Source organism: Asaia lannensis NBRC 102526 (genome assembly GCF_024054035.1).
GTDB classification, from domain to species: Bacteria; Pseudomonadota; Alphaproteobacteria; order Acetobacterales; family Acetobacteraceae; genus Asaia; species Asaia lannensis.
Genome location: NZ_JAMXQU010000002.1, coordinates 80,199 through 100,765, shown reverse-complemented (window position 1 = coordinate 100,765; position 20,567 = coordinate 80,199). Strand labels below are relative to the sequence as shown.

Genomic DNA, 20,567 nt, shown 5'->3' with positions numbered 1-20,567 from the left:
CAGGATTGGGCAAGGGAGAGGGATATTTATGAGCAAGACGCTGATCGACGCGGCTTTGTCGGCGCGGCTTAAGGCCTATGCACCCTATTCGCGCTTTCTGGTCGGGGCTGCGCTTCGGTGCGACGGCGTGATCTATTCCGGCTGCAATGTCGAAAACGCGGCCTATCCGCAAGGCAGTTGCGCAGAAGCGGGTGCGATTGCTGCGATGGTTCTGGGGGGCGGTCGTCATATCGACGAGATCGTGATCGTCGGTTCAGGCGATGCTCCCTGTACGCCCTGCGGCGGATGCCGGCAGAGATTGCGTGAGTTCGGTGCACCCGATCTGCCCGTCAGGATTGTGAATGGCGAGGGTGCGATCCTGCTTGAGACAACATTGGAGGCGCTGTTGCCGTGGTCATTCGGGCCCGATCATCTCACGCCGGTTACGGGAGACATGACCGGGGATAGCCCGACCGGGGAAAATGCGGAGAGCGCAGCATGAAATCTGGTTTCGTGCGCGATCGGGTGCTTGCAGGCGTGCTCGGCCTGATGGCTGTCTGTGGCACGCAGAATGCTTTTGCAGTTCCGCCGGTTCTGCCGGGGATAGGGCAGGGGACGCGCCATGTTATCGATGTGGCGCAGCAACCCTGGCGCATTCTTGGGCGGGTACAGACCGAACTGGGTGCGCGCTGCACTGGTTTTCTGGTTGCGCCATCGGTCATCATGACCGCAGCGCATTGCCTGTGGCGAGACGAGGCCGCGAATTTCGTTCAGCCCTCCTCGATCCATTTCATGCTCGGTTACGATACGGGGGCCTGGCGTGCGACTGCGCGTGCCGTGCATGTGGTGATCGCTCCGGCCTACGATCCGTTTCACCCGCTCAGGACCAGTCAGGCTGATCATGCAACGATCGTTCTGGATCATCCCGTGATCGGAAAGAATGAGCTTCTTCCGGTCATCAGGGCGATGCCCGGAATGCCCGCGATGCTCGGTGGCTATCAACAGGACCGCAAGGAGCTGGCAATGGGCGATATGGCTTGCCACGTGACCGCGGTGCGTGGGCAGCTGATCGATCATGATTGTGCAGCAACCCGGGGCGTTAGCGGTGCGCCGCTTCTCGTATGCGAGGGCGACCATTGGGGGATTGCGGGAATCGACGTCACGGCACGCGATGGGCAGGGCGGGACCGCTGTCGGTCTCGCACACGCGGATTCAGATAACGAATCTGTTAGCCCGGAGTAACATTAATATAGATGAACCCGAAACATGCCGCGTCGTTGATAGAGTTCAAGGCTCTCTCAGGAGACATCTCGGTTATGTCTGTCGATACATTTATCAATACTGGAGCGATCCGGGCAGTCCCTTCGGCACCGACCGTGCTGGTCGTTGAGGACCAGGCGGTGCTGCGCCTTTATGTTGCCGAGATGATCGAGCAGGCAGGCTATGTCGTGCTCTCTGCCGAGGATGCCGATGAGGCGCTTCAGGTCATGAAGAACAACCCGCAGATACGCGCCGTGTTTTCCGATTTCGAGATGCCAAGTGTCATGACCGGACTCGATCTGGGCTATCACCTGTCGCGCACGCGCCCCGATATTGCGTTCGTTCTGACCTCAGGCCGTCAGGTGCCGGGCAGTTTCGCGCTGCCGCCGAAAAGCCTTTTCGTCTCGAAACCGTTTCTGGAAAGCGACGTCTGCGCCGCGCTGGCTCAGCTGGTCCACTGAACCCAGGCGGACGAACTGCTTCAAGGTTGTGTTTGGGGCATTGTGCGCCGGACGTCTGGTTCGCGAGGGATGTGGGGCGTTGGGCTTCATCGGCGCGGAAAAGTGAAGGCTTGGGAATAAATCGACCGGGCAGATGACCGGGATTCTCTGCCCACCGGCGAGTGACTTCCACAGGTTGCAAAGCATGCACGAAACACTGTGCGCCAGAAGCTTGGCCGCATGACTGAACGTAGTAAATTTTGAGAAGATATGGCGCACCCGAAAGGACTCGAACCTCTAACCCCCAGATTCGTAGTCTGGTGCTCTATCCAATTGAGCTACGGGTGCGTAGTGATCGTTTGACCGATCACGATGTATACTGGCGCACCCGAAAGGACTCGAACCTCTAACCCCCAGATTCGTAGTCTGGTGCTCTATCCAATTGAGCTACGGGTGCGTCGTGGGGCGGGTTCTACTGCGAGTTTCCCAACCCCGCAAGAGGGAAAAAGAATTTTTTTCAATCAATGATTTGGCCGCGTCATAACGATATGGGCGCGGCATGTTGGCGACCCGTATATTCCGCCAATGGCATTGCCCACCGGGTAGCCGTTGAACACAAGACTATAGGGTTTGCGCTGGGCATCCTTCATATCGAGCTGCGCATGATAATGATGCGGGTCGTTGCCGCGTGCACCTTTAAGCACGAGCGCATTGTCCCCCGGCGTGAAGCTGATGGCTTTAGTGCCGATCTGCAGCGTGGAATCGTTGGTGGTCGGGCAGCTCCCCTGGTCGGTCACCAATGCGCCGGTCCAGATGCCGACCGGATCCTTGCTTGGCGGAGCGGGGGAGGAGCACGCTCCAAGGGCGAGGGTAAACCCGACCAGAGCTGCACAGGGGAGTGGTAAGGGGCGCAGATGGGGCATGGTTCTCTATCCGAGTGAAGAAATGATGACATTTTGCGTGGGGCAGATGGTGCTTTGGGATGACGCTGCCCTGCGAACATCCTATACGATGCCCACAGAACTTGCCCATGCACGACGTGATGAAAGAGCGCCATGACCGAAACCGCCCCGCAGAACGCCGATAATCTCGACCATCAGCTTCATGAGGATCGTATCCTGATCCTCGACTTCGGCAGCCAGGTCACGCAGCTCATTGCCCGACGCGTGCGTGAGAGCGGCGTCTATTGCGAAATCTGGCCCTTCACAGCAACCGAAGAGAAGATCCGTGGTTTCCATCCGCGCGGCATTATCCTCTCCGGTAGCCCGGCCAGCGTTCATGATGAGAATGCCCCGCGGATCCCTGAGGTCGTGTTCGATCTGAACGTGCCGGTCCTCGGTATCTGCTACGGTCAGCAGGCCATGTGTGCCCGTCTGGGCGGAAAGGTCGAAACGCACGAGCATCGCGAGTTCGGCCGCGCTCATATCGAAATCGCTGAAGATTGTGCCCTGTTCCGTGGCGCGTGGTCGCGCGGTCATCGTGAACAGGTCTGGATGAGCCATGGCGACCGCGTAACGGCGCTTCCCCCCGGCTTCCGCGCCGTGGCCTGGTCGGAAGGTGCACCGTTCGCCATCATCGCCGATGAAGGCCGTCGCCTTTACGGTGTGCAGTTCCATCCTGAGGTCGTCCATACCCCGCACGGTGCGGCGCTGATCAAGAACTTCACGCATGATGTTGCGGGCTGCAAGGGGACCTGGACCATGGCCGGGTTCCGCGATCTCGAAATCGCGCGCATTCGCGAGCAGGTCGGTTCAGGTCGTGTGATCTGCGGTCTTTCGGGCGGTGTGGATTCTTCCGTGGCTGCCAAGCTGATTCATGATGCCATTGGCGATCAGCTGACCTGCATTTTCGTCGATCCGGGCATTCTGCGTGCCGGTGAAGCCGATGAGGTGGTCAAGACCTTCCGTGGACGCTTCAATATCCGTCTCGTCCATCGCGATGCATCCGATCTGTTCCTGAACGCATTGGCTGGCGTCACGGACCCGGAAGTGAAGCGCAAAACCATCGGACGTCTGTTTATCGAGGTGTTCGAGGAAGAAGCGACCAAGCTCGGCGGAGCGCAGTTCCTTGCACAGGGGACGCTCTATCCTGACGTCATCGAATCGGTCAGCTTTACAGGTGGCCCGTCGGTCACGATCAAGTCGCATCATAACGTGGGCGGTCTGCCTGAGCGCATGAACATGAAGCTCGTCGAGCCGCTGCGCGAGCTGTTCAAGGACGAGGTTCGCGCTCTTGGCCGTGAGCTTGGTATTCCCGAAGCCATTGTGGGCCGTCATCCTTTCCCCGGTCCGGGGCTGGCGATCCGTATTCCGGGTGCCATCGATCGCGAAAAGCTCGACCTGCTGCGCAAGGTCGATGCGATCTATCTCGAAGAAATCCGTAATGCCGGACTTTACGATGCCATCTGGCAGGCATTTGCGGTGCTTCTGCCTGTGCGCACCGTCGGCGTTATGGGCGATGGCCGCACCTACGATCAGGCCTGCGCCCTGCGCGCCGTGACCAGCACGGACGGCATGACGGCAGAAGTCTATCCCTTCGACTTCGCCTTCCTGAACCGCGTGGCGGGACGCATCGTCAACGAAGTGCGTGGCGTCAATCGCGTCACCTACGACATCACGTCCAAGCCGCCGGGCACGATCGAGTGGGAGTAAACCTCCTTCCCTCTGGTTTCTGTAAGGGGACGTCGTTAGCTTATCAGCCGTCAAGATAACACTGACAAAACGCCTATCGGTTAGTGGCGAGACCTGTTGCAATTCCTGCCTGTGGAGTAACAGGCAGAGAGAACGGGTATGGCACGAGGCGATCTGACGGATCATGATTGGTCGGCTTCTGCCGCCTCAGCGTGGACGTTGGGTCCGCCCCTCTGGAGACAGCCGCCTAATTTCTAAAAGGCATGCTGTATGTTCTGCACATAGGCTGTTCTTGGCGCGACATGCATGAGCGCCACGGCAAATGGAACTCCGGTTTCGGCGTTGGGCCGAACAGGGTGTCTGGGATGTCCTGCTGCAAACCCTAGTAGCTCTTGGGGCTAACCGATAACTGGCAGCATATGCTCGACAGCACCGTGATTCGTGCCCATCCTTAAGTTACTGGCGGAAAAAAAGGGGGGGCTCATTCGGAGGGGTTTGGTTGATCACGCGGCGGCGTCACGAGCAAAACCCACGCTCGATGCGACAATTAAGGACGTCGTTTCGGCTTTATCCTGCCCGAGACCAGATCCTAGGTTGCAAAGCCAGAGCCTCCCTGATGATGTTGCCTATCCCAGACCCCAGGCCATGCGGGCTGATCGGGGCTATGACAGCGGCTGTTTCCGTCAGGCGCTTGTGATCCACGGGATCCTGCCGGTTACTCCATCACGTAAAGGCAGTAAGGTTCCCCAGCAAACAGACTGGCAACGCTATCAAGACCGAAATCGTGTCGAGCGGATGTTCAACAGGCTCAAGCAGATGCGTCGTATCGCAATCCGCTACGATAAGACCGCCTTGTCTTTCACGAGTTTCCTCTATCTCGCCGCCGTAAGACACTGGATCAGATCTTTTGTCAGCGTGGACTATAAGAAATCCATCTTTCTTCTGAGTTGATTTATGGTGACAAATCACTTCATAGTTGTCATTTACTAAAAAGAAAAACCAATGGCTTAATAAATAAGCGCTACCATATTCTCATTTATTTGTTCATCCAGACGGGAATCCGCGCGGTGGAATTGTGACCGGCCACAAAACCGTGGGTTAACGATATAACGCTTTGTTATGGTGATCAGACATTCTCTTTTTCGTTAGACTGTTGATAATTTGTAGGGGTGAGATTGGCGAATTATCGGAGGTTCAGTTCCTAATGGTGTTATCAAATCTATATGCGAATACGAGTGCCACGGGCTTCACGCTCAATTTCTTCTTGAACACAGGAAAAGAGCCCAAACTGGGTCTGCTGGCCGCACCGTTCTTTACCACAAATGAACCCATTCTTGCCCTTACCAGTAAAGGATGCGATGTTCGGCTGATTGTTAGGTTCTCGCCGATCACAACGCCCCAAGCTCTCCGGGATGCGTTTAAAAATCCTCTGGTTAAAATTCGTTATTTCACAGATGTAAAATTTCATACAAAGCTTTATATAATAGACAATGTTGCATTGGTCGGCTCAGCTAATCTTACCGATAGTGGATTGAAGGCAAATCGAGAGCTTTCTGTTTTATTAGAACATGGTCGAGACGAGGCCTTTTCCACACTGCCTAGCCTGTTTGATGAGCTGTGGAACGATGCGGATGTTTTAAATGAGAAAGTACTCGACGAATACGAGAAAGCATTTAATTTGCCGTCAAAGCCGACGAATGAAAATGCTTTTGAGCAATTTATTCAGCAATATATCCATCCTGCTAATCCTACGAGCATTGTCGTAGGCAGCAAAAAAAAATCTAGAGAAAGAAATTTTATCCAACAGTTTCGGAGGAAGTACGATGAGATTTTGGTGCCCGCTCATCATGAAATCCTAGAAGTGGCCCAACACTCGGGGTTCGGGCGGCCAGAGTATATAGGTCAGGATCCTCAAATCGAAATGGGGAGATTTCTTGGATGGCTACGACTAACTCAGGGAGGAGGTGATGGATGGCGCGAAATATCTTTACTTCGTCATCGCGAAGCTCGGGCGCGGCGAATCTCGGAATATGTACAGATATGGCAGTCTGCAGAGGATATTATCAAAGGTGATTCATATCATGCATCAAGGGAAATAGAAAATATATCAAATATTCGAACTTATTTGTGCGATCAAAACAAGTTGAATAACTTGAATTTTGATGAAATATTCGAATACTTAGCCGGTTGTCATGCTTTTCATGATCGTTTGCGATTTGCGCCCCGAGATATCGGTGAGGACTTAACTGGAATTGAGCGTTTGCGTCTTGACTTCCAGAGAAAAAATACACGTGAAAAGGTTGTGCGAACCATCAAATATCTCCTTTCTGGATCGGGGGATGCAATTGAACGAGCTTATGATTGCATATACGGCAGTTATAAGCTCGAAGGTTTTGGCGAAGCTTGTGTGATGGAATTACTTGGTTGGGGCGATAATAAAAGGCCACCATTCAATAACCGTTCCATTCGCGGTATCCGCTTCTTGGGATTCGATGTGGAACACTGGATCTCTGGTGAATAAGACCTTCCGAATTATTGGTAATCTGTGTGTGTATTTAAGGTGGGGCGCTGATTCTCTCATCGTCGAGGCTGAATTTTTTGGTGGCGGTTGTGGCGAGTGTATGTAGTATTCGTGTTCGGTAAAAATTTTTCTCAGAGGATGTTTGTCAATATTAACTAGCGTATATTATGTATAATTTTCATATATTTTTGTGCGAAACATGGTGCCTCGAAGCTCTGTTTGTGGAACATAATTACTCCGTAGGTCGATTTTCAATGGTAACATTCGGGGCTAAAAAGTGCTGTGGCAATATTGATTGTCGTGATAGGCTCATTTGCATTTCAAGTATCTACCCGATGCCGATCTCGATCCTTATATGCTGCTTGAAAGCAATGAGAATTTAATGGACGATGCAGGAATTGCCATTCCAAAATCCTACATGATGATGGGTAAATTTGGGGAGGTTAAGGGGTGGAGGATGACACGTGAGCAGCGTTCTAATACTTTATGGGATTACCACCTGCGACACGGTGCGTAAGGCACGACGTTGGCTGGAAGGGGTTGGGGTTGCCTATCGCTATCACGATCTTCGCAAGGATGGATTGAGCGCCTCCCATCTGGCGATTTGGGTGAAATCCGCCGGATGGGAGGCGCTGCTCAACAAATCTGGCACGACGTTTCGCAAGCTCCCGGATGCTGAAAAGCAGATCGATACAGAGGCGCAGGCAGTCGCGCTCATGCTGGGGCATCCTACCGTCATCAAGCGGCCTGTTCTTGTATGTGACGGCGTGGTCACGCTGGGCTTCAAGCCCGAGCGTTACGAGGCGCTTTTCGCCTCGAAAGCCTGATTGACCGAGCGGCGGATGGAGGAGAGGGTCAGCCCTCCAGTTCGCTGTCCCAGTACAGATAGTCGCGCCAGCTTTCATGCAGGTAGTTGGGCGGAAAGCTGCGACCGTTTTCCTGCAGGCGCCGTGTTGAGGGCTGCACGGGCCTGATGCGTGGATGCATGCCGATCTCCGCAGGAAGTTTGGAGCCCTTGATCAGGTTGCAGGGGCTGCACGCCGTCACGACGTTCTCCCACGTGGTGCGTCCGCCCTTGGCGCGTGGGATGACATGATCGAATGTCAGTTCATGCGTCGGCAACCGGTCATGGCAGTACTGGCAGGAGAAATTGTCGCGCAGAAAGACGTTGAAGCGCGTGAAGGCAGGCCGCCGTGCTGTCGGAATATATTCCTTGAGCGCAATGACGCTGGGCACGCGCATGACGCAGCTCGGTGAGTGAACCTCGATGTCATCATATTCGCTTAGAACCGACACGCGGTCGAGAAACACCGCCTTGACGCTTTCCTGCCAGGACCATAGCGAAAGCGGGAAATATGAAAGCGGACGAAAATCCGCATTCAATACAAGGGCGGGGAAATGCTGGGCGCTGGCAAGCATCGATCGCATCCTCTTTTACAGGGCGGCACGATCGGATTATCTCAAGCGCGACGGAAAACCAGCGCCTATAGATACGCGCCGTCTGTCTGATGGCTTCGACTATTTCAGCTTTGGGTGATCAGGGCAAGCTAAGGTTTGATGACAGGATTTCGTACACGTTTCGCGCCGAGCCCGACCGGCTACCTGCATCTCGGTCATGTCGCCTCGGCCTGTCATGCGCGAGACTGCGCGGGCCCAAAAGGGGCGTTCCTCATCCGTATCGAGGATATCGACCCGCAACGCTGTCTGCCGGTCTACGAGCAGGCCCTGCGTGACGATCTCCACTGGCTTGGCTTCGAGAGTGCGACGCCGGTCCTGCGCCAGTCCGATCATCTGTCTTTTTACCGTGAGCAGCGCGAGCGGCTTCATGCCATGGGGCTGCTTTACCGCTGCGCCTGCTCGCGCGCCCAGGTTCAGGCAAATGCCTTGGGGCGCGCGCCTGACGGCAGCGCTATCTATGGAGGGGCGTGCAGGGGACGTCACGTCGATGGGGCGCGCCCTTATGTCTGGCGCCTCGATATGAAAAAGGCGCTGGATCGTCTGGGCGGTGCCCCAGCCTGGACCGAGCTGGATGGTCGCGTTGTTGAAGGAGATGCCGCAGCATTTGGCGATGTGGTGATCGGCAGGCGCGATAATGGTGTTTCCTACCATCTATGCGTGACCTGCGACGATGCCCGACAGGGTGTGACGCTTGTTACCCGGGGGCAGGACCTGTTCGATGCAACAGCCGTGCATCGCGTGCTTCAGGCGCTCCTGCGCTATCCGGAGCCGCTTTATGCGCATCATGGGCTGATATGTGACGAAGCGGGGCGTAAACTCTCGAAGCGCGACGGGGCGGAGAGTTTGCGTGCGCTCAGGGAAAAAGGCATGAGCCCGCGCGAGATTATCGCGCTCGCGCGGGCCTCGATTGGCGGCTGACCGGCTATTCCGGCGGGTAACTATGCGGATAGGTGATCTTGCTGGCCGGACCGGGCGCGTGGGGGGCACCCTTTTTGCCGCAGGCGGTCAGCATGACGCTGCCGATCACAAGCAGGCAGAGCAGACGGGCAGGGGTCTTCATGCTGCGTTTTCCTCAAGGCGTGACAGCCAGGACTGAGCCGCACGTCGCACGTTATCAGGGGCCGTTCCGCCTTCGCTGGTACGTGAGGCGAGAGATGATTCAACGGTCAGTACATCGAAAATACTGGCATCGATCTTCGGTTCGACAGTCTGCATTTCCTCAAGGCTGAGATCGGCAAGATCGCAGCCCTTGGCTTCGGCCATGCCGACAAGACGCCCGGTCACATGATGCGCCGTACGGAAAGGCAGGCGGGGCACGCGCACCAGCCAGTCTGCAAGGTCGGTGGCTGTGGCAAAACCGGCACCGGCAAGGGCGCGCATCTTGTCGGTATTGGCGCTCAGGTCACGGATCATGCCGTCCATGGCTGCCAGAGACAGGGTGGCTGCCTCGGTTGCGTCGAAAACAGGCTCCTTGTCTTCCTGCGTGTCCTTGGCATAGGCGAGGGGCAGGCCTTTCATGACAATCAGCAGCCCCATGAAATCGCCTGTGATGCGGCCCACCTTGGCGCGTACCAGCTCAGCGGCGTCGGGGTTTTTCTTCTGCGGCATGATGGAGGAACCGGTGGTAAATCCATCGGACAGACGCACGAAGCTGAAGGGCGCCGAGCACCACAGAACCAGTTCCTCGGACAGGCGTGAAAGATGCATGCCGAGCAGGGAAAGCGCCGAGAGATATTCCAGCGCAAAATCGCGGTCGGAAACTGAGTCGAGCGAATTGGCTGTGGGGCGGTCGAAGCCGAGCGCCTCAGCGGTAAAGCGGCGATCGATCGGGAAGGACGTGCCTGCAAGGGCGGCTGAGCCGAGCGGACATTCGTTCAGCCTCGCTCTGGCGTCACGCAGGCGGTCGCGATCGCGCGACAGCATTTCCACATAAGCCAGAAGATGATGGCCGAAAGTGACAGGCTGGGCCACCTGCAGATGAGTAAAGCCCGGCATGGCATCGGCTGCGTGCTCCAGTGCGCGCGTAGCCAGAGAGCGCATGAGCGCCGTGATCTGTCCGCTGATCCCGTCAATGGCATCGCGTACCCACAGACGGAAATCGGTCGCGACCTGATCGTTGCGTGAGCGCGCCGTGTGCAGGCGCTTGCCGGCCTCGCCGATGCGTTCCGAAAGACGGGCCTCGATATTCATGTGAATATCTTCGAGATCCTGGGAGAAGGGAAAATTGCCGGCTTCGATATCGCGCGCAATACCGTGCAGACCGTCACGGATTTCCTGCTCTTCGGCGTTGGTCAGAAGACCGACACGAGCCAGCATGGCAGCATGGGCCAGAGAACCCCGGATGTCCTGTCGCCACAGTTTGCGGTCGAAATCGATCGAGGCATTGATGTCGGCCATGATGGCAGCAGGGCCGGCGGCGAAGCGGCCGCCCCATTGCGGATTGGCCAGACGGGTCTCGGTCTGGCTGGCTGTTTCGCTCTCGGGTGCGGTCTTGGTCTCGGTCACAGGGTTGTCCATGGCATAGGGATTGTGGTCAAGCTGCGCTAACCTAGTCAGTCAGCAAGGTGCGCGCAATTCATGAGCGAGCTTACCCCTCTTCTCGGCCCGCAGGACCCGCCACCCTATCGGGTGATGCAGGCGACGGCCGCTTCTCCCTTCGTTCTGGTGAGCGACCATGCAGGCCGTGCCGTGCCGCGTGCGCTGGGGCGCTTGGGTGTGCCGGAGGCCGATTGGGAGCGCCATATTGCCTGGGATATCGGCATTCATGGCGTCGGTGCGCAGTTGCAGGCGCTTCTGGGCGCCGATCTGATCGAGCAGATCTATTCCCGCCTCGTCATCGACAGCAATCGCGCGCCCGGCCATCCTACCTCGATCCCTTCCGTGTCAGACAAGACCACGATCGCGGCCAATGTGGCGCTCAGCGCGGCCTGCCGCGCACGTCGTGAAAACGAAATTCTCCGTCCTTATCACGACCGGATCGCGGCTCTGCTTGAGGCGCGCAGACAGCCGACTGCCTTGATAGCCCTGCACAGCTTTACCCCGCTCATGAACGGGGTTGCGCGCCCGTGGCATGTCGGCATCCTGCATCATCGCGATACGCGCTCGGCCCGTATCATGCTCGACCTGCTGCGCAGCGAGGGCGATCTGTGCGTGGGCGATAATGAACCCTATGTGCTAACGGCGACATCGGATTATACCGTGCCCTATCATGCGGAACGGGGCGGTTTGCCCTATCTGGAGATAGAGATCCGTCAGGATCTGATCGAACACGAGGCAGGACAGCGATCTTGGGCACAGAGACTGGCGCGGCTATTGCCGCTCTACTGGAACGCTATCTCGGCGGGGCACTGAGCCTCGATGAGGCAAAAGAGGCACTCCATACGCTTTACCCTCACGGTGTGCCCCGTCTGGCGGCGGTAACGGGCTGGCCGCTTGCCTATACGCGCTCGCCCATCCTGCATAATTACTGGTGCAAGGAATATGGAATAGACGGTCTCTACCTGCGTCTGCCTCTGGCACCCGATGCATTCGAGGCAGGTGTGCGTGCGCTTCAGGCTCTGGGTTTTGCCGGGCTCAATGTCACGATCCCGCACAAGGAAGCCGCCTATGCTCTGGCAGATCGTCACAGCCATGAGGCGCAGCGCGCGGGCGCAGTCAACACGCTCGTTTTTTCCCAGGACGGTTCGATCCTTGGGGATTGCACCGACGGTGTCGGCTATCTCGATTCCCTGCGTGAGGCGGGTGTCAGCCTGCCGCGTCACGCGCTCGTGCTTGGCGCGGGTGGTGCGTCCCGTGCGGTGTGCGCTGCGCTGCTCGATGCAGGCTGTGGGGTTACCCTCGCCAATCGCACCCGCAGCCGCGCCGAGGCACTTGTAAGTGCGCTCAACGGAGGCTGCGTGATCGATTGGCATGACTGGCCACAGGCGCTCTCGGAGGCCGAACTGCTGACCAACACCACCTCTCTCGGCATGGCCGGTCAGGATGGGTTCGACTGGGCAGGCTCCCTTGGAAAGGCGCAGAAATCGCTCGTCGTATCGGATATTGTCTATATGCCCCTCGAAACGCCTCTGCTCGCCGCCGCACGGGCACAGGGCCTTGCGACGATCGACGGTCTCGGCATGCTCATTTTTCAGGCACGTCCGGGGTTTCGTGCCTGGTTCGGGCGTGAACCTCAGGTGGACGAGACCTTGCGCGACAAACTGATCGAGACGATCGACTGATCATGCGCGTTCTGGGTCTCACTGGCGGAATGGGAGCAGGCAAGAGCACGGTTGCACGTTTTTTCCGCCGTGCGGGCTGGCCCGTTTTCGATGCGGATCTTGTCGTTCATTCCCTTCAGGCGAAAGGCGGGGCCGCGGTACCGGAAATTGCCCGACTCTGGCCCCAGACCGTCAGGGATGGCGCGGTCGACCGTAAGGCGCTTCGTCGTGCTGTCATCGGCTCCCCCGACCAGATTGCCGCGCTTGAGGCCATCATGCATCCGCTTGTGCGACAGGCGCGATGGCGATTTCTCAGCCGTATGCGACGGCGCGGTGTCAGGACGTGCCTGCTGGATATTCCGCTTTTGTTCGAGATCGGTGCCGATCGCGACTGCGATGCCGTGATTGTAGTTACGGCGCCGCTTGCGGTCAGACTGCGCCGCATCATGCGCAGGCGTTCGCTCAGCGAGGAGCAGGCGCGCGCGCTGCTGGCGCGACAGATGAGCGACAAGGAACGCAACAGACGTGCCGATCACCTGTTGCATAATGGTCTCTCCCGCGGCCATACCGCCCGACAGATGAAACGTCTGATCTCTCAGCTGGAGACCATGCCATGAAACGGTCGATCCTTTTCGATACGGAGACGACAGGTCTCGACCCGAAGACGGGCGATCGCGTGATCGAAATCGCCGCACTCGAACTGATCGACGATCTGCCGACCGGCGAAAGCTTTCATGTTCTGATCAATCCCGAGCGCGATGTGCCGGCTGAGGCAAGCCGGGTGCATGGGTTCACGCTGGACGATCTGCTCGACAAGCCCAGATTTGTCGAGATCGTGGACGGTTTTCTCGATTTCATCGCCGATGACGAGATGATCGCCCATAATGCGCCGTTCGATTTCGGCTTTATCAATGCCGAGCTCAAGGCCTGCGGCAAACCGCCTCTGGATCGCGGGCGCATGGTCGATACGTTGGAAATGGCCAAGAAGCGCTATCCCGGCCTGCCGAATTCGCTCGATGCGCTCTGTCGTCGACACGATATCGATCTGTCGGCACGTATGACTCATAACGCATTGCTCGACTGCAAACTTCTCTCTGAGGTTTATCTCGAACTGATGGGCGGGCGACAGCGCGGTCTCGGTCTGGCTGTCTCCGGCAGTCATGGGGGTGTTGCGACCTACCGTACCAATCCCGAGCGCAGGCCGCGCCCCATGTCGCCTCCGGATGAAGAAACGCGAGCCGCCCACGAGAAATTCGTGACCGGTCTCAAGGAGCCGATCTGGCTGCAATGAAACGTATCCTTTTCATTACGGCGAACCGATTGGGCGACGCGGTTATTTCATCTGGCGTTCTGGCAGAGCTGATGCGCCGTTACCCCAAAGCGCGTATCACGGTGGCCTGCGGACCGGTCGCTGCGGGTTTTTTCGCGCCTTGTCCCGCCGTGGATCGGGTCATTGTCCTGACGAAGAAACCCTATGATCTGCACTGGCTGGGCCTGTGGTGGACATGCGCTCGCGTGTTCTGGGATCTGGTGATCGACCTGCGTGGATCGGGGCTTTCTTTGTTCCTGCCAGCCATGCGCCGGCGCATCCTGCGGGGCGGGCGTCGTCCGGGGGCTCGTATCGGTCATCTCGCCGGGTTGTTTCAGGGCGATGTGACGCTGATGCCACGGACATGGAGCCGCCCGGAACAGACGCGACTTGCCGCCGAAATCCTTCCCCCGACGCGCCGTTACGGTGCGATTGCCCCGACCGCAAACTGGGAAGGAAAAATCTGGCCGGCTGCAAATTTCATCGAGGTTGCCCGTCGAATGCGGGCGCAGGGCCTGATGCCTGTCGTCTTTTACGGTCCTGGTGATGAGGAAAAGGCTCTGGCACGCCCCGTGCTGGAAGCTCTTGCTCAGGATATGCCGTCGGATCGGGAGATGGTTCGCGATCTGGGCGGTCAATACAGCCTCGGGATGGTGGCAGCACTTCTGGCGCGTTGTTCGCTGTTCGTCGGTAACGATTCCGGCCTCATGCATCTTGCAGCAGCAGCGGGAACGCCAACGCTGGGGCTGTTCGGGCCGAGCCGCGCTTCCGAATATGCGCCCACAGGACCGCGGGCATGCTTCGTGTCTGCGCCCGGCCCGGAGGGCGAAGCCCCTATTGCCGGTCTGACAATCGAAACGGTGTGGCAGGCTGCTGCATCACTTCTGGCGAATGAAGGATAAGCCCATCATGCCTTTGGCAGGCACCGAACGACTGACCTCAGCATCCCGTATCGATGATCTCAGGCCGCTTCGTATCGCGCATGTCATGGCGGGCGCGCCCAGCGGGGGAGCGGAACTGTTCTATGAGCGGCTTTGCATGGCGCAGCACGAGGAAGGCCATAATGTTCTGGGTGTGCTGCGCCGCGATGCAGGGCGTGAGGCCAGGCTGCAAAAAAGCGGCGTTACGACCCATGCGCTGCGTTTCGGCGGCCGGCTGGATCTGCTGACGACGCCTCGTCTGCGCCGGAAGCTGACGGAGTTCCGCCCCGATATTGCGATTGCCTGGATGAGCCGTGCTGCGCGCATGATCCCCAAGGGAGACTGGCCGATTGCCGGTCGGCTCGGGGGCTATTACGACCTCGGCAACTACAGACGATGCTCCGACCTCATCGGCAATACGATGGGTCTTGCGCGCTGGATGATCGCACAGGGCTGGCCAGCCGAGCATGTGCATTATCTGCCCAATTTCGCCACCGACCTTGCCGGGGCGGTGCCGGTTCGCCCCGATTGCGTGCCGCAGGGGCGACCGTTCATTCTCGCGCTCGGGCGCCTGCATCGCAACAAGGCGTTCGATGTTCTCATACGCGCCATGAAAGCGCTCCCCGGTGTGCATCTGGTCATCGCAGGCGAGGGGCAGGAGCGTGAAGCGCTGGAGTCCCTCTCGCGGGATGAGGGGGTCAGCGATCGGGTTCATATGCCAGGCTGGGTTCAGGATAGCGGCGCGTGGCTCAAGGCCTGCGATCTGCTGGTTTGTCCCTCACGCATCGAGCCGCTCGGCAATGTCGTGATCGAGGCGCTTTCTGCCGGGCGCCCTGTTGTGGCCAGTGCCATACAGGGGCCGCAGGAAGTGCTTTCCGGCACGCAGGACGGTCTGCTCGTTCCTGTCGAGGATCCGACAGCTCTGGCCGAGGCCATAGGCAGGGTACTTCATGACAGCGATCTTGCGGCACGTCTGGGAACGAACGGACGCGCGCGTTTCGAACGTGAGTTCGCCGCCCCGACGGTGCTGGCGCGCTGGAATGTTTTCCTGCGCGACATCGTGTCGCGCCATGGTGCGGCGTCGGGGCGGGGCATTTAGTCGATGTGCGGTATTGCAGGTATAGCCTGTCTTCCCGGTTATCGACCCGACGAGGCGCTCTTGGGTCGCATGGCCGAGGCGCTGGCGCATCGCGGCCCCGATGGCGAGGGTTTTTTAGAGGCGGGGTCGGCTGCCCTCGTGCATAGGCGACTGTCGATCGTCGATCTCGAAGGTGGGGCGCAGCCGCTTGTTCAGGGGCCGGTCGCGCTGGTGGCCAATGGAGAGATCTACAACGATCCTGCCTTGCGCAAGGCGTTGCCGGAAGCGCCTTTCAGAACGCGTAGCGATTGCGAGGCGCCGCTTTTTCTCTGGCCTGAATGCAACACGAATTATACCCTCGAATTGCGCGGCATGTATGCCATCGCCCTGCTGGACGAGACAGGTCCGGATGTCGTGCTGGCACTCAGCCGCGATCCTTTCGGTATCAAACCGCTTTACTTTTCCGAGACCGACCAGGGCGTGATTTTCGCGTCGGAGCCGCAAGCCCTGCTGGCGACGGGCCTCGTATCGCGTGCCATACGTCCGCAGGCACGTGACCAGCTTTTGCAGGTCCAGTTCGTGGCCGGGCGCGAGACGATCTATCCCGGTATCATGCGTGTTCTGCCCGGTGAGACGCTGCGTTTCGTCAATGGCGTGCTCGACGATGCAAGAAAACGGCCTGCGTGCCACGGGGCAATCGCGGAAAACCTGACAGAGGCTCTTGCACTTTCCCGGCTCGATGCCGCGCTGATGGATAGTGTCGCCGCGCATGAGAGGGCCGATGTGCCTTTCGGCATGTTCCTGTCGGGCGGTATCGACAGTACTGCCGTCCTCGCCGCCATGACCCGTCTGGGCAATGGGGCACCGCTTGCCTGGACCGCGCGGTTCGATACGGGTGCGGTGGATGAGAGCGCACAGGCAGCGCAGATCGCTGCGACACTGGGCGCGCGTCACCGTATCCTGACTGTCACGCAGGAGATGGTCTGGGCGCATCTGCCGCAGATCGTGGCCGCACTGGATGATCCGGTTGCCGACTATGCCGTGATTCCAAGCTGGTTTCTCGCACGCGAGGCGCGAAAGGATGTCACCGTCATTCTCAGCGGTGAGGGCGGAGACGAGCTGTTCGGCGGTTACGGGCGCTACAGACGCGCCATGCGCCCCTGGTGGCTGGGCGGGCGTATGCCATGGCGCCGTGGCACTCTCGACGGGCTTTGCCGCCTGCCGACCGGCAAGGCGTGGCGCCGGGATTTCGTGTCGCATGACGAAGGGTCGCGTCTGCGCTCGGTGCAGGCCATCGATATCGATCAATGGTTGCCGAACGATCTGCTGGTCAAGCTCGACCGCTGCCTCATGGCTCATGCCATAGAGGGGCGCACGCCTTTGCTCGACCCGGTCATAAGCGCTCTGGCCTGGACATTACCGGATCGTCTCAAGGTCAGGGGCAAGCACGGCAAATATCTGCTGCGTCGCTGGGTGGAGCAGAATGTCCCCGGTTCGGCGCCATTTGCACCCAAACAGGGCTTCACCGTTCCTGTCGGTCAGTGGATTGCCGGACAGGGAAGCAGGCTCGGCCCGCTCGTGGCGCGATGCGCGGCTTTTCAGGGCGTGATTGCCGAAGAGACGATCACAGGAATTTTCACCCGCGCGACAGGACGGCGGGAGCGCCATGCAGCCTGGGTTCTGCTTTTCTATGCCCTGTGGCACCGCATCCATATCGAGACTGTCCAGTCAGGGGGCGACGTGTTCGACGTTCTGTCGGCTCCCCGACCCTGATCCCCAACCCTGAGCCCCCAAGGAGATTTCCATGCATTACGATCTGATCATCAGGCGCGGTCTTTGCGTTTTTCCCTGGGGAGAAGCGCAGGCCGATCTGGGGATTGTCGACGGTCGCATCGCCAGCCTGAGCGTTGCCTCCTCCGACACGGCCGAGCGTGAGATCGATGCCGCTGGCCTGCACGTGCTGCCCGGCATGATCGATTCGCACGTCCATCTGCGCGATCCCGGGAATGCCGCAATCGAATCGATTGCGACGGGAACGCGTGCAGCGGCCCTGGGCGGCATCACCATGGTCTTCGACATGCCCAACACGTCGCCGTCCATCACGTCGTCGGAAACGATTGCGGACAAGCGTCGCACGGTTGCCGAGAACGCCCTGATCGACATGGGTCTCTATGTCGGTGCAACGCGCGCGAATACGCCCGATCTTGCCAGGCTGGAGCAGGAAGAGGGCGTGTGCGCCATCAAGGTTTTCGCAGGATCATCGACCGGGGATCTGATGATCGAGGACGATGACGGGATCGAGGCCGTTCTGCGCAGCGGGCATCGTCGCGTGGCCTTTCATTCGGAAGACGAATATCGCCTGCAGGCGCGCAAACCGATGTTCGAGGTCGGCATGCCGCATGTGAACCACATGATCTGGCGTGATGAGGAGTGCGCATTTCTCGGCACGCGACGTATCACCGCTCTGGCCCGGAAAACCAATCGACCTGTCCATATTCTGCATACGTCAACCGCAGAAGAACTCGACTGGCTTGCCGCTCATCGCGCTCATGTCAGTGTCGAGGTGCTCGTCAATCATCTCACCCAGGTCGGTCCGGAATGCTACGAGACGCTCGGGGCTTATGCGGTCATGAACCCGCCGATACGCGACCGTCGTCATTACGATGCCTGCTGGGCGGCTGTGCGCGATGGACGCGTGGATGTGGTGTCGTCCGACCATGCTCCCCATCCGCGTGAAGCCAAGGAAAAGCCCTGGCCGCAATGCCCGGCCGGTCTAACAGGGGTGCAGACGATCCTGCCCTTGATGCTCGACCATGTGAATGCCGGAAGACTGAGCCTGTCACGCCTTGTCGATCTGATGGCTGCTGGGCCTGCCCGTATTTACGGGTTGCAGACAAAGGGGCGTCTGGCTGTCGGGTTCGATGCGGATCTGACCTTGGTGGACATGAGGGCGAGCCGTGAAATCCGCAATGACTGGATTGCGAGCCCCGTGGGCTGGACGCCTTTCGACGGCAAGCACGTCACGGGCTGGCCGATGGCGACCATCGTGCGCGGGCACGTGGTAATGCAGGACGACGAGATCACTTCTGCACCTGTTGGCCGTTTAGCCCGATTTGCGCCGTAATTCTTGCGCAATCCGGCATTTCGTTTTCCTCAAGCAGATCGTCCGATCATGAAACGCATCGCTCTTACGCTTCTCTCGTCCTCGCTCGTTCTTGGCAGCCTTACTGTGAGCGCTGCCATGGCTGATCCGCGCGCCAAATGCGGACAGGAACCGAGTGCCCCTTCGGTCACGGCGACCGACACCGCGCATTACAATGCGAGCGTCGACAAGTTCCAGGCTTATGAGAAGGAGGCCCGCGCCTATAACAGCTGCGTTGCAACGCAGGCGCAAAAGGAAGAGCAGGCCATCAGCGAGGACGCCCGCGACCGTATCGCCAAGATTCACGCGGTGAGCACGGGCGTTCAGCAGCGTATAGCAGCAAATTTCAGCCATATCTCGGCAGAGCTCACAACGGCCGGCAAGAAGCTGGCCAAGCACTGAAGGAAGCTGAGCGCAGAACACATATGCGCTTATGTCGCTGCCGTGGCAGACAGCATGAAAGAGGGGGGGCGAGCAAAGGCTTGTCCCCCTTTTTTCATTAGCCGGGATTAGCCGAGCAGAAGCGGGGCGAGGGTGCCAATATCGTGGAAAACACTGCGGAAGCGGGCCTCATTCGGGGTGCCCCCGGCAGTATAGGCCGCGATGATGACCGATTTTCCGGGCGCATCGGGCGGCGAGGCGAAAGCAATATCGGCTGCAATATCCTTGCCGTTATTGCCCGTCTTGTCGCCCGCAATCCAGTGAGGCGGCAGGCCGGCACGCAGTCTTTGCGTGCCTGTGGTGCAATCGATCATCCAGCTGCGCAGCAAGGCAGCAGACTGAGGATGCAGGAGCGTGCCATGAATCAGGCGGTGGAGGGTACGCGCCATGGCGATGGGCGTCGTCGTATTGGCGTCGGGATCGGACGAGGGACGGTTCAGTTCCGGCTCATAGGCATCAAGGCGGGAAATCTCGTCGCCACTGTCGCGCCAGAAACGGGTCAGAGCGGCAGGACCGCCTATGTGACGCAAGAGCATGTTGGCGCAGACATTGTCGCTCATGGTCACGGCACCGGCACAGAGTGCCGCGAGGCTCAGGCTGCCTGCATCACGGTTTTTCTGCGCAACCGGTGCCCAGAACGGCAGGGTGAAATCGGCGTCGCTGAAAGCGATACGACGTGTCAGCGCATCCTCGCCCCGATCGCATCGTGACAGAACGCAGCCGACCAGCGAGGCCTTGAAGCTGCTGCACATTCTGAAGCGTTCTTCACCGCGCCATGAAAGTGCCGCACCGGTCTGCGGACAGAAAAGATGAACACCAAGGCGTCCACCGCAGCCTTTTTCATACCCGTTTGCGATTTTCGACAGGGTGTCGTGGGTTGCAGGGGACAGGACGGGAAGCGCGTCGGCAAAGGCCGTGCGGGCTACAGCCCCGATCAGCGGGGCGATCAGAGGAAGACCGAGCAGCAGACGCCGTCTTGCAATTGGAAAAACGGGATCTGAATGCATGAAACGCAGTCTCCATAAGGGGTTGGACCCAGTTCTGACGTCCGGTTGTGGCTGAAGTTTGTTCGCACCGTGTCGGGTACGAAATCATATCCTCATCACAGGTTCCCGCGTGTGCTTGCGGTCCTGTATGGAACGCAGTGACAAAGCGATTTGCCGCAGGGTCGCAGCGCCTGTATGGTCGAA

At 58.8% G+C, this 20,567-nt stretch carries 22 protein-coding genes and 2 tRNA genes; 17 read left to right on the top strand and 7 right to left on the bottom strand.

All coding sequences use genetic code 11. From position 1 onward, the window contains the following. Positions 1 to 28: 28 nt before the first annotated feature. The 3 genes from NF685_RS03025 to NF685_RS03015 all read left to right on the top strand — a co-directional run bounded on the left by NF685_RS03025 (position 29) and on the right by NF685_RS03015 (position 1,700). Entirely contained in the window at positions 29 to 481 is a 453-nt protein-coding gene (locus NF685_RS03025; RefSeq protein ID WP_252848548.1) for a cytidine deaminase, read from the top strand. After that, positions 478 to 1,221, top strand: coding sequence for a trypsin-like serine peptidase (locus NF685_RS03020; protein ID WP_252848547.1), 744 nt, complete (start codon positions 478 to 480; stop codon positions 1,219 to 1,221). The genes NF685_RS03025 and NF685_RS03020 overlap by 4 nt, the downstream gene beginning before the upstream one ends. 74 nt (positions 1,222 to 1,295) lie before the next feature. Then, complete coding sequence (locus NF685_RS03015; RefSeq protein WP_252848546.1) at positions 1,296 to 1,700, top strand: response regulator; 405 nt, start codon at positions 1,296 to 1,298, stop codon at positions 1,698 to 1,700. 250 nt (positions 1,701 to 1,950) lie between these two features. Here NF685_RS03015 and NF685_RS03010 read toward each other — a convergent pair. From NF685_RS03010 to NF685_RS03000, 3 genes are all read right to left on the bottom strand, one after another. After that, positions 1,951 to 2,027, bottom strand: a tRNA-Arg gene (locus tag NF685_RS03010). A 32-nt stretch (positions 2,028 to 2,059) separates the two neighbouring features. Further along, positions 2,060 to 2,136: transfer RNA gene (locus NF685_RS03005), tRNA-Arg, on the bottom strand. Positions 2,137 to 2,200: 64 nt separating this feature from the next. Next, positions 2,201 to 2,602, bottom strand: a complete 402-nt coding sequence (locus NF685_RS03000) for a hypothetical protein (RefSeq protein WP_252848545.1) — start codon at positions 2,600 to 2,602, stop codon at positions 2,201 to 2,203. Between the two features lie 132 nt (positions 2,603 to 2,734). On the opposite strand from NF685_RS03000, the gene guaA reads away from it, so the two are divergent. The 4 genes from guaA (at position 2,735) to NF685_RS02980 (ending at position 7,657) form a co-directional block, all read left to right on the top strand. After that, positions 2,735 to 4,330, top strand: a complete 1,596-nt coding sequence (gene guaA, locus NF685_RS02995; RefSeq protein WP_252848544.1) for a glutamine-hydrolyzing GMP synthase — start codon at positions 2,735 to 2,737, stop codon at positions 4,328 to 4,330. Positions 4,331 to 4,903: 573 nt separating this feature from the next. Beyond that, positions 4,904 to 5,260: a transposase gene (locus NF685_RS02990; protein WP_252848543.1), complete on the top strand. Its 357-nt coding sequence runs from the start codon at positions 4,904 to 4,906 to the stop codon at positions 5,258 to 5,260. A gap of 253 nt (positions 5,261 to 5,513) precedes the next feature. Continuing rightward, positions 5,514 to 6,830 (top strand): phospholipase D family protein, encoded by a 1,317-nt coding sequence (locus NF685_RS02985; RefSeq protein ID WP_252848542.1) that lies wholly within the window; start codon positions 5,514 to 5,516, stop codon positions 6,828 to 6,830. Between the two features lie 464 nt (positions 6,831 to 7,294). Next, positions 7,295 to 7,657: an ArsC family reductase gene (locus tag NF685_RS02980; RefSeq protein WP_252848541.1), complete on the top strand. Its 363-nt coding sequence runs from the start codon at positions 7,295 to 7,297 to the stop codon at positions 7,655 to 7,657. A 28-nt stretch (positions 7,658 to 7,685) separates the two neighbouring features. On the opposite strand, the gene NF685_RS02975 is transcribed toward NF685_RS02980, so the two are convergent. After that, positions 7,686 to 8,249, bottom strand: coding sequence for an HNH endonuclease (locus tag NF685_RS02975; RefSeq protein ID WP_023978366.1), 564 nt, complete (start codon positions 8,247 to 8,249; stop codon positions 7,686 to 7,688). Positions 8,250 to 8,387: 138 nt separating this feature from the next. Here NF685_RS02975 and gluQRS point away from each other — a divergent pair, with 138 nt between their 5' ends. Further along, positions 8,388 to 9,206, top strand: a complete 819-nt coding sequence (gene gluQRS / locus NF685_RS02970) for a tRNA glutamyl-Q(34) synthetase GluQRS (protein ID WP_252848540.1) — start codon at positions 8,388 to 8,390, stop codon at positions 9,204 to 9,206. A 4-nt stretch (positions 9,207 to 9,210) separates the two neighbouring features. Here gluQRS and NF685_RS02965 read toward each other — a convergent pair whose 3' ends face one another. Together NF685_RS02965 and argH are read right to left on the bottom strand one after the other, a co-directional pair. After that, the gene (locus tag NF685_RS02965; protein WP_252848539.1) at positions 9,211 to 9,348 is read right to left on the bottom strand and encodes a hypothetical protein; all 138 of its coding nucleotides are present in this window, start codon (positions 9,346 to 9,348) and stop codon (positions 9,211 to 9,213) included. Continuing rightward, entirely contained in the window at positions 9,345 to 10,793 is a 1,449-nt protein-coding gene (gene argH / locus NF685_RS02960; protein ID WP_373317799.1) for an argininosuccinate lyase, read from the bottom strand. Before argH ends, NF685_RS02965 begins: the two co-directional genes overlap by 4 nt. Before the next feature lie 72 nt (positions 10,794 to 10,865). Here argH and NF685_RS02955 point away from each other — a divergent pair, with 72 nt between their 5' ends. The 9 genes from NF685_RS02955 to NF685_RS02915 are packed head-to-tail and all read left to right on the top strand — an operon-like array spanning position 10,866 to position 19,338. Further along, positions 10,866 to 11,639 carry an N-formylglutamate amidohydrolase gene (locus NF685_RS02955; RefSeq protein WP_252848537.1) on the top strand — a complete coding sequence of 258 codons (774 nt, stop codon included), beginning with the start codon at positions 10,866 to 10,868 and terminating at the stop codon, positions 11,637 to 11,639. Next, complete coding sequence (locus NF685_RS02950) at positions 11,636 to 12,508, top strand: shikimate dehydrogenase (RefSeq protein WP_289847367.1); 873 nt, start codon at positions 11,636 to 11,638, stop codon at positions 12,506 to 12,508. Before NF685_RS02955 ends, NF685_RS02950 begins: the two co-directional genes overlap by 4 nt. 2 nt (positions 12,509 to 12,510) lie before the next feature. After that, on the top strand, positions 12,511 to 13,104 hold the full coding sequence (gene coaE / locus NF685_RS02945; RefSeq protein WP_252848536.1) for a dephospho-CoA kinase: 594 nt from the start codon (positions 12,511 to 12,513) through the stop codon (positions 13,102 to 13,104). Continuing rightward, positions 13,101 to 13,778, top strand: coding sequence for a DNA polymerase III subunit epsilon (gene dnaQ / locus NF685_RS02940; protein WP_252848535.1), 678 nt, complete (start codon positions 13,101 to 13,103; stop codon positions 13,776 to 13,778). Before coaE ends, dnaQ begins: the two co-directional genes overlap by 4 nt. Then, entirely contained in the window at positions 13,775 to 14,698 is a 924-nt protein-coding gene (locus NF685_RS02935; RefSeq protein ID WP_252848534.1) for a glycosyltransferase family 9 protein, read from the top strand. Before dnaQ ends, NF685_RS02935 begins: the two co-directional genes overlap by 4 nt. 7 nt (positions 14,699 to 14,705) lie before the next feature. After that, positions 14,706 to 15,815, top strand: a complete 1,110-nt coding sequence (locus NF685_RS02930; protein ID WP_252848533.1) for a glycosyltransferase — start codon at positions 14,706 to 14,708, stop codon at positions 15,813 to 15,815. A 3-nt stretch (positions 15,816 to 15,818) separates the two neighbouring features. Continuing rightward, positions 15,819 to 17,567: an asparagine synthase (glutamine-hydrolyzing) gene (gene asnB, locus NF685_RS02925; RefSeq protein WP_252848532.1), complete on the top strand. Its 1,749-nt coding sequence runs from the start codon at positions 15,819 to 15,821 to the stop codon at positions 17,565 to 17,567. A 31-nt stretch (positions 17,568 to 17,598) separates the two neighbouring features. After that, positions 17,599 to 18,918, top strand: a complete 1,320-nt coding sequence (locus NF685_RS02920) for a dihydroorotase (protein WP_252848531.1) — start codon at positions 17,599 to 17,601, stop codon at positions 18,916 to 18,918. A 48-nt stretch (positions 18,919 to 18,966) separates the two neighbouring features. Continuing rightward, the gene (locus tag NF685_RS02915) at positions 18,967 to 19,338 is read left to right on the top strand and encodes a hypothetical protein (protein WP_222547726.1); all 372 of its coding nucleotides are present in this window, start codon (positions 18,967 to 18,969) and stop codon (positions 19,336 to 19,338) included. A gap of 107 nt (positions 19,339 to 19,445) precedes the next feature. Here the strand turns inward: NF685_RS02915 and bla are convergent, their stop codons facing one another. Continuing rightward, entirely contained in the window at positions 19,446 to 20,384 is a 939-nt protein-coding gene (gene bla, locus NF685_RS02910) for a class A beta-lactamase (RefSeq protein WP_252848530.1), read from the bottom strand. Positions 20,385 to 20,567: the final 183 nt, after the last annotated feature.